The sequence below is a fragment of the Streptococcus rupicaprae genome, assembly GCF_040545225.1.
Classification (GTDB): Bacteria; Bacillota; Bacilli; order Lactobacillales; family Streptococcaceae; genus Streptococcus; species Streptococcus rupicaprae.
In genome coordinates this window covers 44,786-55,013 of sequence record NZ_JBEPLO010000019.1, presented here as the reverse complement: position 1 = coordinate 55,013, position 10,228 = coordinate 44,786, and the positions used below count along the sequence as shown (strand labels likewise).

11 protein-coding genes are annotated in these 10,228 nt (G+C 43.7%); 1 reads left to right on the top strand and 10 read right to left on the bottom strand.

All coding sequences use genetic code 11. The features are described from left to right. Nucleotides 1-182 precede the first annotated feature (182 nt). The 10 genes from msrB to ABID29_RS08535 form a co-directional block, all read right to left on the bottom strand. A complete protein-coding gene (gene msrB, locus ABID29_RS08580; protein WP_354365744.1) occupies nucleotides 183-1,301 on the bottom strand; it encodes a peptide-methionine (R)-S-oxide reductase MsrB in 1,119 nt (372 codons plus the stop codon). Between the two features lie 21 nt (nucleotides 1,302-1,322). Then, nucleotides 1,323-1,886: a redoxin family protein gene (locus ABID29_RS08575; RefSeq protein ID WP_354365743.1), complete on the bottom strand. Its 564-nt coding sequence runs from the start codon at nucleotides 1,884-1,886 to the stop codon at nucleotides 1,323-1,325. Nucleotides 1,887-1,898: 12 nt separating this feature from the next. Beyond that, nucleotides 1,899-2,183 carry a hypothetical protein gene (locus ABID29_RS08570; protein WP_354365742.1) on the bottom strand — a complete coding sequence of 95 codons (285 nt, stop codon included), beginning with the start codon at nucleotides 2,181-2,183 and terminating at the stop codon, nucleotides 1,899-1,901. A 28-nt stretch (nucleotides 2,184-2,211) separates the two neighbouring features. Beyond that, nucleotides 2,212-2,931 (bottom strand): thiol-disulfide oxidoreductase-associated membrane protein CcdA2, encoded by a 720-nt coding sequence (gene ccdA2 / locus ABID29_RS08565; RefSeq protein WP_354365741.1) that lies wholly within the window; start codon nucleotides 2,929-2,931, stop codon nucleotides 2,212-2,214. A gap of 1,266 nt (nucleotides 2,932-4,197) precedes the next feature. Next, complete coding sequence (locus ABID29_RS08560; RefSeq protein WP_354365740.1) at nucleotides 4,198-4,428, bottom strand: DUF3165 family protein; 231 nt, start codon at nucleotides 4,426-4,428, stop codon at nucleotides 4,198-4,200. Nucleotides 4,429-4,459: 31 nt separating this feature from the next. Next, nucleotides 4,460-6,301 (bottom strand): translational GTPase TypA, encoded by a 1,842-nt coding sequence (gene typA, locus ABID29_RS08555; RefSeq protein WP_354365739.1) that lies wholly within the window; start codon nucleotides 6,299-6,301, stop codon nucleotides 4,460-4,462. A 283-nt stretch (nucleotides 6,302-6,584) separates the two neighbouring features. Further along, a complete protein-coding gene (locus ABID29_RS08550) occupies nucleotides 6,585-6,977 on the bottom strand; it encodes a rhodanese-like domain-containing protein (protein WP_354365738.1) in 393 nt (130 codons plus the stop codon). After that, nucleotides 6,970-7,197: a YqgQ family protein gene (locus ABID29_RS08545; protein WP_354365737.1), complete on the bottom strand. Its 228-nt coding sequence runs from the start codon at nucleotides 7,195-7,197 to the stop codon at nucleotides 6,970-6,972. Before ABID29_RS08545 ends, ABID29_RS08550 begins: the two co-directional genes overlap by 8 nt. A 200-nt stretch (nucleotides 7,198-7,397) precedes the next feature. Next, a complete protein-coding gene (locus ABID29_RS08540) occupies nucleotides 7,398-8,312 on the bottom strand; it encodes a DMT family transporter (RefSeq protein ID WP_354365736.1) in 915 nt (304 codons plus the stop codon). A gap of 608 nt (nucleotides 8,313-8,920) precedes the next feature. Next, nucleotides 8,921-9,394, bottom strand: a complete 474-nt coding sequence (locus ABID29_RS08535) for a Dps family protein (RefSeq protein ID WP_354365735.1) — start codon at nucleotides 9,392-9,394, stop codon at nucleotides 8,921-8,923. A 132-nt stretch (nucleotides 9,395-9,526) separates the two neighbouring features. On the opposite strand from ABID29_RS08535, the gene ABID29_RS08530 reads away from it, so the two are divergent. Next, nucleotides 9,527-10,180, top strand: coding sequence for a prepilin peptidase (locus ABID29_RS08530; RefSeq protein ID WP_354365734.1), 654 nt, complete (start codon nucleotides 9,527-9,529; stop codon nucleotides 10,178-10,180). Nucleotides 10,181-10,228: the final 48 nt, after the last annotated feature.

Here is a 10,228-nt window from a genome sequence, read left to right as displayed (position 1 = left end):
ATAATGGTTAGAGGATTGATAAACAAAGTCCGTGTAAAGGCTGAGAGCATAAAAATCATGTGGAAAATATAAAGAATTTTACTATCCCTCATCTCGAACAAGGTATTCGTCTTCTACTATCAGTATAGAATAAATGGTCTTCACCTTCTTTTGTTCGCTTTGTCCTTATTATAACAGAAAGACTAGACATAGGCTAGGAGGTAACCATATCCTTTAGCTTCCATCTCTGCTTTCGGGATAAATCTAATCGATAAGCTATTGATACAGTAGCGAAGACCTCCCTTATCTTCTGGTCCATCTGTAAAGACATGCCCTAGGTGGGAATCCCCAACGCGACTCCGCACTTCCGTCCGTGTCATATTATAGCTTGTATCTTCTTTATAACGAGCGACGTCCGGGCTAATAGGTCGAGAGAAACTTGGCCAACCACAGCCTGATTCGAACTTATCCTTAGAAGAAAAGAGGGGTTCTCCTGTCACAACATCCACATAAATACCATCTTCAAACTGATCCCAATAACGATTGGAGAAGGCTCTCTCTGTAGCATTGTTTTGGGTGACATCGTACTCTTCCTTGGTTAATTTTTTCTTAATTTCTTCATCACTTGGTTTTTTATATTTACTTTCATCGATGACAGGATAAACCGCATCATTGACATTGATATGACAGTAGCCATTTGGATTTTTCTTGAGGTAATCTTGATGATAGTCTTCTGCTAAGACATAGTGATCAAGTGGTACATTCTCAACCACGATAGGCTTGTCAAATTTCTGACTTAGTTCGTCCAAGGCTTGTTTGATGATAGGCGCATCCTCTTTATCTGTATAGTAGATACCTGTTCGATACTGACTTCCGACATCATTGCCTTGCTTGTTTTTGCTTGTTGGATCAATGATACGGAAGTAATGCAGGAGCAAGTCACGCAAAGTGATTTCACTCTTGTCGTACTGAATGTGAACAGTCTCTGCATGCCCTGTCTGTCCAATTAACTGATAGTTGGTAGTATCACTCTTACCATTAGCATAGCCAACCGTGACATCTACCACTCCATCTACCCGTTCAAAGTAGGCTTCCACTCCCCAAAAGCACCCTCCTGCCAGATAAATTTCCTTTAGATTTTCAGGGGCCACCTTAGACGTATCCTTTAATTGACGTTCTGTACTTGTTTGCTTGGCAGTTGGAGCTGTACTCATCTTCTCACTATCGGTCTTTGACCCCATCTTCAGAAAGATAAAAGCCGATAAGACAATGAGCCCTAAAATAGTCACTCCTACTAAAAATGATTTCAGTTGAGGTTGCATACACTGACCTCCATTTCTTTATTATTTGATCGTTTCAAGCGTTTTAACAATATCTGCTTTCTCCATATGACCAGGCATCACCTTTGCCATAACACCATCGCTCCCAATGAATGCCGAGGTCGGATAGACACGAACGCCGTATTCTTCAATCAGTTTTCCACTTGGGTCCAGGAGAACAGGCAAGTTCTTGTGCCCAAGTTCTTTGTACCATTTCTTAAACTCTTCTTCTGATTGTTCGCCTTTTTTATTAGGAGAAACAACTGAGAGAATGACAGTGTCTGCCGGTGCATCCTTGGCTAAGCCATCGACTTCTTCTAATCCAGCTAAGCAGATAGGACACCATGATGCCCAAAACTTGAGATAAACTTTTTTCCCCTTAAAATCTGACAAGGTATAGGTTTTTCCATCCACACCCATCAAACTAAAATCGGACGCTTCTTTGCCATCATTCATCTGTTGATTATCTTGTTTGTCTGCCATTTTAGCTGTTTCTGCCTTTTGATCATCTGTTTTTGTTTGCGTAGAGCAGGCTGCTAACAAGCCTGTACAAGATAAAGCGATTGTCAGTAGTTGGAGTTTTTTCATAAATGTCCTCCCTTACTTCTTTTCTCCATCTGACATCTTGTCGTCTGACATCTTATCATCTTTCATGTTGTCATCGGACATTTTGTCGCCTTCCATCTTGTCATCAGACATCTTGTCGTCTTTCATGTTATCATCTGACATGTTGTCATCTTTCATTTTGTCGTCGGACATCTTGTCCTTTTTCTCCATCATAGAGGACTCGTCTGTCTTTTTATTATCAGATTTAGGCTGGGGTGAGCAAGCTGCTAAGAAAGGACCGCAAGCAAGTAAGATAGCGACTGTTTGTAATTTTTTCATGATATATGTACTCCTTTATGTAAAATAGTTAGTTAAAAATTGTTTCGAAAAATACAGTAATGGCATCGACCTTTCCTAAAACAAGGATAATTCCCATTAGGATAATCAAAGCCCCACCGACCTTTTTCATGGTGACCATGTGTGGTTTTAGTTTTTTAAACTGTTTGACAAGGGCAGAGCTTGACAAAGTGATGAGTAGAAATGGCAAAGACAAACCCAGTGTATAAACCAGAAGCAAAAGCCCCCCTTGTACCGAACTGCCTCCTCCTGAAGCAGCCAATCCTAGAACAGAGCCTAGCACAGGACCAACACAAGGGGTCCAGCCAAAGCTAAAGGTTAAGCCCAATAAAAATGCTGACAAGACACCATTTTTAGTTTGGAAATTAAAGCGAAGCTGTTTCTGTTTTTGCAGGCCAGCAATGTTAATCCATTCCATCTGGTGGAGCCCAAGAACAATAATGATCAGCCCCATGACCACTCTGAAAGTTGGGCTGTTGAACAGACTTCCCAGACTGGCTGCACCAAAACCTAGTAACAGAAAAACAGAAGACAAACCAGCCATAAAGGCTACGGTCTTGAGCAAGCTGTACCAGTTAATAGAAAAACCAAAGAGGGAAACTGTTCGATCCTTGCTCTCATCCAGCAAAATCCCCAGATAGACGAGCAAAAGCGGAAAGATGCAGGGAGAAAAGAAAGATAAGATCCCAGCTACAAAAACTGAAAACATGAAGACAAGTGAGGTTCCCATTCGTAACTCCTTTCTAACTTATTTCGCTTGACATATTCAGTATAAGCCAGTCTCTCGAAAAAAAATATAGACAATCCCCTTCAAAAACTCGAATTTGGTATGCTACTTTCTCTATCGGACATCTAACGTTAAATAAAATTCAAAAATAGATAAATCAGGGACATTACCAACTGACTCTCAAAGAAAATAGTATCGCTTGATTTCCAAAGGCCACAATTAGCCAAAACCCTCTTCAGTCGTCCACAGGGCTACTATAGAAGCACGCTATAGAGCTAGGAAACGTAGTGGCGATAGGGATAGACAGGCTACGTTCCAGTAAACAAACCATCTATACTTCCTATTTTTGATTTTGAAAGAGTCTAAAAGATGCTAAGCTAAACGTTTTCTCCGCCCACAAAAATAGAGATTCACAATAACTGTAAATCTCTGTTTTTGCATTGCGCCATTTCCTTGTTTTACTTGAAAAGGCGATTAGCAATTGATTTCAATATGGAATGTAGAGATTGAAGGACTTTTTGAAGCTATCAGTAACCTCTACTTCTTGAATAAGGATTTTACGTTTAGACGCAGCGATTGTTTAAGCATCTGCTGTCTTGGGAGGTTCTGGACGTGGGGTTAGTTTACCACAACCGTGGCGCTTCAAGAGAGCCTAGATGGGTTGACATGCGATTTCTTCTTGATGGGCCTCAAAGCGAAGCGTTGTGATCACTATCTCGCCTGCATCCAGTGAACGGTCTAAAAGTTTCTTGAAAAAAGCCTACTCTTATTCAGCCGTTAAATGGCTAAGGTGCCTGCCACCACGGGGTTATTTAATAATAGCAGAGAGAGGTTCTTTGAAATAGTTAGCCACCTAATTTTCGACGGTATGAGGCACATAACCAGTCAAATCCCCAAGTTTTTGGAAGGATAGGCCCTTCCGAACACAGCAGAATGACTTGAAGCCGACGATGATATGCCCATAATTTGTTTTTTAAAGCTGCGTTTAACTCTTTAAAATTAGCATCCGTGAATTTATTGATCCTGTTGCTATGCTATCATCTATTTTTGGTTTTGGTTTAATGTCATTTTGAAAAACGATTCTTATCCTTACTTCATTCAATAATTTTATAGATACAGTATTCCATCAAATCTTGTTTTTAGCATACAAAAACTCCTCTTATAGTTTCCAGTGAATATCTTTTTTTCGCTGTCCACTATATGGGAGTATATTAGTTGATACTGTTGTTTTTTCTTGAGTTAGGAAGCCCTTTCCCTTCCCATCGTCCATCACAGCCGTTCTAAATCTACCAAGGCCCAGAGGCCTAAAAAAGTCAGAAGACTTCCGACCCAAAATTCCCTTGAGGACTTGGTCAGACTGATAATGGCTAATAAAATTAGCACAAATAAGAGGACAATTCCAAAAACGAGGAGCATGACATTCAGGGTTCCTTTGATAGCTTTTGGCGCTGCAAATACGTAAAAGATGATCAGCAAAATCGCTAAAATCAGATAAAACATGACTCCCCTTTCTCAGTATTGTTCTTCTTAATTAGTCTGCTAATTTTTTATATTTGTTGGCCTTGTCACGACCAGCCTTATCTAGGATTTGCTTACGTAGGCGGATGGATTCTGGCGTGACTTCCATGTACTCGTCGTCATTGAGGAATTCAAGCGACTCTTCAAGCGTCAAGATACGCGGTGTCTTGATAACGGCTGTCTGGTCCTTGGTCGCTGAACGCACGTTAGTCATAGCCTTAGCTGTCGTGATATTAACGGTCAAATCATTATCGCGGGAATTTTCCCCGATAATCATGCCTTCGTAAACTTCTGTCCCTGGATTGACAAAGATAGTCCCACGCTCCTCAATCCGCATGATCGAGTAAGTCGTCGCCTTCCCTTGGTCAATAGAAACTAGGGCCCCACGATGACGGCCACCAATTTCCCCTGGGATAACTGGCAGATACTGGTCAAAGGTGTGGTTCATAATCCCATAACCACGGGTCATTGACAGAAATTCTGTCGAATAGCCGATCAAGCCACGCGCTGGCACTAAGAAGACCAGACGGGTTTGACCGTTACCGACCATCTGCATGTCCAGCATATCCCCCTTACGTTCAGATAAGGACTGAATCACTGCTCCCTGGTACTCCTCTGGTGTATCGATTTGAACTCGCTCAAATGGCTCGCACTTAACACCGTCAATCTCCTTAACGATGACTTCTGGGCGAGATACCTGAAGTTCATACCCTTCACGACGCATGGTTTCAATCAAAATTGACAAATGCAATTCGCCGCGCCCTGACACGATCCACTTATCCGGAGAGTCCGTATTCTCAACACGCAGGGATACGTCCGTTTGCAACTCAGCTAAGAGGCGCTCTTCCAATTTCCGTGAGGTCACCCATTTACCTTCACGACCTGCAAATGGTGAATTGTTAACCAAGAAAGTCATTTGCAAGGTTGGTTCGTCAATGCGTAAGACTGGCAGAGCCTCAACTGCATCAGTCGGTGTCACTGTTTCTCCTACAAAGATATCTTCCATACCAGAAACAGCGATCAAATCACCAGCCTTGGCTTCTTGAATCTCCTTACGTTCAAGTCCAAAGAAACCAAAGAGTTTCGTCACGCGGAAGTTTTTGGTCGTCCCATCAAGCTTTGATAAGGTCACTTGGTCACCGACCTTGATAGTACCGCGGAAGACCCGACCGATACCGATACGGCCCACAAAGTCATTGTAATCAAGCAGGGAGACTTGGAACTGAAGCGGCTCGTCCGAATTGTCAACCGGTGCTGGAATATGGTCAATGATGGTGTCAAAGAGGTGACTCATGGTCTTCTCTTGGTCAGCTGGGTCATCAGAAAGCGAGGTTGTCCCGTTGATGGCTGATGCGTAAACCACCGGGAAGTCCAGCTGGTCATCATCTGCACCGAGTTCAATGAAGAGTTCAAGCACCTCATCCACCACTTCTGCTGGGCGGGCAGATGGCTTGTCGATCTTGTTAACCACCACGATCGGAATCAAATCTTGTTCAAGCGCCTTTTTCAAGACAAAACGGGTCTGTGGCATGGTTCCCTCGTAGGCATCCACCACCAGGACAACCCCGTCAACCATTTTCATGATCCGCTCAACCTCACCACCGAAGTCCGAGTGCCCCGGTGTGTCCATGATGTTGATGCGAACATCATTATAAGCAACAGCTGTGTTTTTCGCTAAAATAGTGATGCCACGCTCTTTTTCGATATCGTTAGAATCCATGGCACGCTCTGCCAGCTCCGCACGCGCATCCAGAGTCTGCGACTGCTTGAGCAACTCGTCAACCAAGGTCGTTTTCCCATGGTCAACGTGGGCAATGATAGCAATGTTACGGATATCAGTTCTTAAATTAGTCATGTGTCCTCTTTTTTACTTTTAAATTCTTTCAACTATTCAGTATAGCACAAACTTCAGCAAATTGCTAAAGCCACCCATTGTAAATGTTTTCAGGCTTTTCTTTGGAAAATAGCAGAGCTGGCTAATCTTCCATCTACTCACCCCATTGAAAAATCAGTTTTAGAATACTAACGTTTTTGAGAGCCTAATAACTATTCTACTCACAAAATACCTAGCCCCCTTTAAACACAAAAAAGTGGGCAAGATCGCTTGTCCATAACAGACGAACCTGCCTCACTTCTGATTACTGTATCTTACTCTCTTTTACTTTGCCGTCCCAATTATCCAATCCGTAGCTAAGGATATAAACTTCTGAAAAGCCATGCTTTTTGAGCAGAAAGGCTGCATTGGTCACAGCACTGCCTCGAAGATTTTCATAAATCAAGACAGGCTTGTCCTTTCTCAAGGCGCTCAGGCTGTTCTTCAATTGAGAATAGGGGATGTTGCGTGCGCCCAAAATATGCTTGCGCTGAAAGGCACCTACTTCCCTAAGGTCAATCAACTGACCGCTGCGCATCATCTGAGCAAAATCTTCATTTTCAAGAAGGGTCGCCGCCTGACGCAAACGCCAGTAACGGTAGCCAATATAGGCCGCAAACAGAGCTAACGATAAGATTAAAATCCAAAAACTATTCACTGAGGTTCTCCTTTTTTCTATTACGATAGGCAAGTTCCTGCCTGTGCTCCTGCCGTAGAACTAGCTCTGCCTGTAAGTATTTCTGCTCTGAAATGAGGCCATTTTCATAGACTTTTTTGAGTTCCACCTGACTCATCTCTATATCGTAGAGGCGATTTCCCATATAAATCAAGATTCCAAAACGCTTGAGCAGTTGCTGGACATCGTAGTAGGTCTTCATAGTTGTATTCTACCAAAAAGACGCTTTATTTTCAAGCAAGCGCCTTCCAGAACTTGCAGGGGGATACTCACAGTCAATCCGGTACTGATAAGGCTAGGTGCTTACGGTGCTAGTAATGTCTGATAAGTCTTTTTCCATGCAGAATCACAACAGATGTTGACTAATAGCAGACATTCGCAGTTCGCTTTAACCGACTGGTTTTACTCTTGGAATTTAGACTTCTTCGCCACCATCAAATCTCGGTAAGATATTAAGCCTACAGCCAAAAGAATCAGAAGCATCCCAAACAAATCAATGGGATAGAAGACTTCTTTGATCAAAACAACTGCAAAAAAGACGGAAGCTACCGGCTCAATCGAGGCAAGCAGGCTCCCTTTGACAGAACCTATTCTGCTGACTCCCTCCAAAAAGACTGTGTAGGCAAAGATGGTCCCAATCCCCACAATACCAAAGAGTCCCAAGAGATTCTTCCCTGTCAACGGCAAACTATAGGTCCAAACTTGATAGAAAAGACCGAGCAACACTCCCCCCATCAACATGCCAAGGCCAATAACGGTTAAACTGCCATAGGCCTTAATAGCCTTCATGGGGAGGATAATATAGGCCGTGTAGGTGAAGGCTGAAAAAATCCCCCAAAAAAGACCAAGCGGTGTCACTGCCAGCTCTGTCATTTTCCCATGGGTCGCAATCAAAAAGGTCCCCATCAAAGCAAGGGCCATGGAAGCCAATTCGACACCCGTCGGAAGCTTTCGCTCCTTTAGACAAGTGTAGGCAAGCACAATGATCGGGCAAAGGTACTGAAGAACCGTCGCTGTACCAGCATTACTATGCTCAATAGCTGTCAGATAAGAGAGCTGATTAAGGACCAAGCCCACAATACCAAAAACTAAGATGAGGAACATGGATTGCTTGTCCCTTATAGCTTTTTTGAAAGCTTCTGGCTGTCTTAAGAGAGCTAGGCTTGATAAGACTAGTCCAGAAATCAAGAGCCTGAGCACCGTAATTAACTCCACAGAGATCCCATTCTCTAATAGAAATTGACCACTAACTCCTGATAGCCCCCAGGCAACTCCTGCCGCTAATGTGATAAGGGTCCCTTTTGTACTTGCACGCATTCTTTTCATCCTAACGCTTTTCTTTTAGTATACCACAAATCACCCTTATCATTTAAAAAGGAGACCCAACATCCTTCCACAAGGTACGACAGGGCATTGAAAAAGAGGCTGGGACTCTGTACTGACCTCTCAATCGGTTTTGAATTGTTGAGCAAGACGCAGTGGTTGGGAGCTCGGGCAGCCCAGAATTAGGCTGTCAAAGTTGTCTCCTAGAAACCGAAAGAAGCAATGCTGGCTTTGCTTGTTTTAGACTTGCTCCTGCATAGTTCCAAAGGTCCGGGGGACCTTTGGAAGGTGGAAATAGAGCTGACGGAGTCAGTGTCAAAAAGGGCCAGGGGACCTTTGGAAGGTGGAAATAGAGCTGACGGAGTCAGTGTCAAAAAGGGCCAAGGGAACGTTGGAAGGTGGAAATAGAGCTGACGGAGTCAGTGTCAAAAAGGGCCAAGGGAACGTTGGAAGGTGGAAATAGAGCTGACGGAGTCAGTATCAAAAAGGTGCAAGGAGAGTCCATTTCAGCCCGAATCTGAGAACGAAAGAGTGAGTAGAAATCGAATTCTTGCCGATGGCCGATTTCTATCCCACTCTCTCAATGTCGCTGCAAATCAAACTCATAAATTCGGTGCCTGGCCTAGTTCTGCTTGCAGAATCCAGATGTGCTTTTCAAGGGAACCCTTAGCGTCTGCGTAAAGGCCATTGGTCACGTCATCGCCTTCCTGATCTGTGATGTCTAGACCTTTTTGGAACAAGTCTACCAGATAGCGGAACACTTGGACAACACGTTCCAGATTCTCCGTCATGGAACGAGTGTAATCCCCCTTGACTTCGGTCAAATTAGACTGCTCATCAAACTCCTTCAAGGTTGAAAACGGAGCACCGCCCAAGACAATCAAACGCTCGCTCAATTCATCAAGGTAGCCGTCCAACTCTTCCATGTAGTCGTCCATCTTAGGATGGTAGACCAGAAAACCTGGCCCTCGCATATACCAGTGAATTTGGTGCAGGATGCTATGGGCCTTAGAGAGATCCGCGACCGACTGGTTTAAAACCTCTTTCGTCGTCAACAAGTCTTTAATATTTCCCATCATTCGTCTCCTTTTCTTTTTTGATTAATTTTATTATATCGCTTTCTAAAATGCCTCGCAAAGGTTTCAAACCAAGATGAGAAAAGTTGCAAAATTTCAGAAATATCACCAGAGAAATTCGAATAAACAGGTATGAAGGATTTCTTATTTTTTTGCTTAGGTGCGAGTCTCGGTTCCTTTTTTGGACTGGTCATCGACCGTTTCCCGGAGGCCTCTATTCTGTTTCCGGCCAGCCACTGCGACCAATGCAAAAGGCCTCTTTCCTGGCGGGACTTAGTCCCCATTGTGTCTCAGTTGCTCAATCGTTTTCGTTGCCGCTATTGCCAGGCTAAAGTGACGCCTTGGTACTGCCTATTGGAACTGGTTTGCGGCCTGCTTTGTGTATGGACCAGCCAAGGCTTCCTATCTCTTGGTCAATTAGCCGTTGCTTACACCGGCCTTGTCCTGGCTATTTACGACAGCAAAACCCAAACCTATCCCTTGATGGTCTGGCTGGCCTTCTTTGTACTGACCAGCCTATTGCTTCCATGGTCAATGATAACGGCCATTTGCCTCCTCTTGGCCAGCCTCGCCCAGCTGGGAAAAATTCCTATGGGGTCAGGGGATTTTCTCTTTATGGCCAGCCTCAGCCTCGTTCTTCCCTATCAGGCCTTTCTCTGGATGCTTCAAATCGCTTGCTTGACAGGCATCAGCTACTGCCTTCTTCGGCAGACGCGAAGCAGCATTCCTTTTATCCCCTTTTTGACCGTAGCCTTTTTTATTATCTTATCCCTTAGTCTATATTAAATTAAAAATCTCAGCAGTTTGTGTCATCAAACACACTGCTGAGGTTTC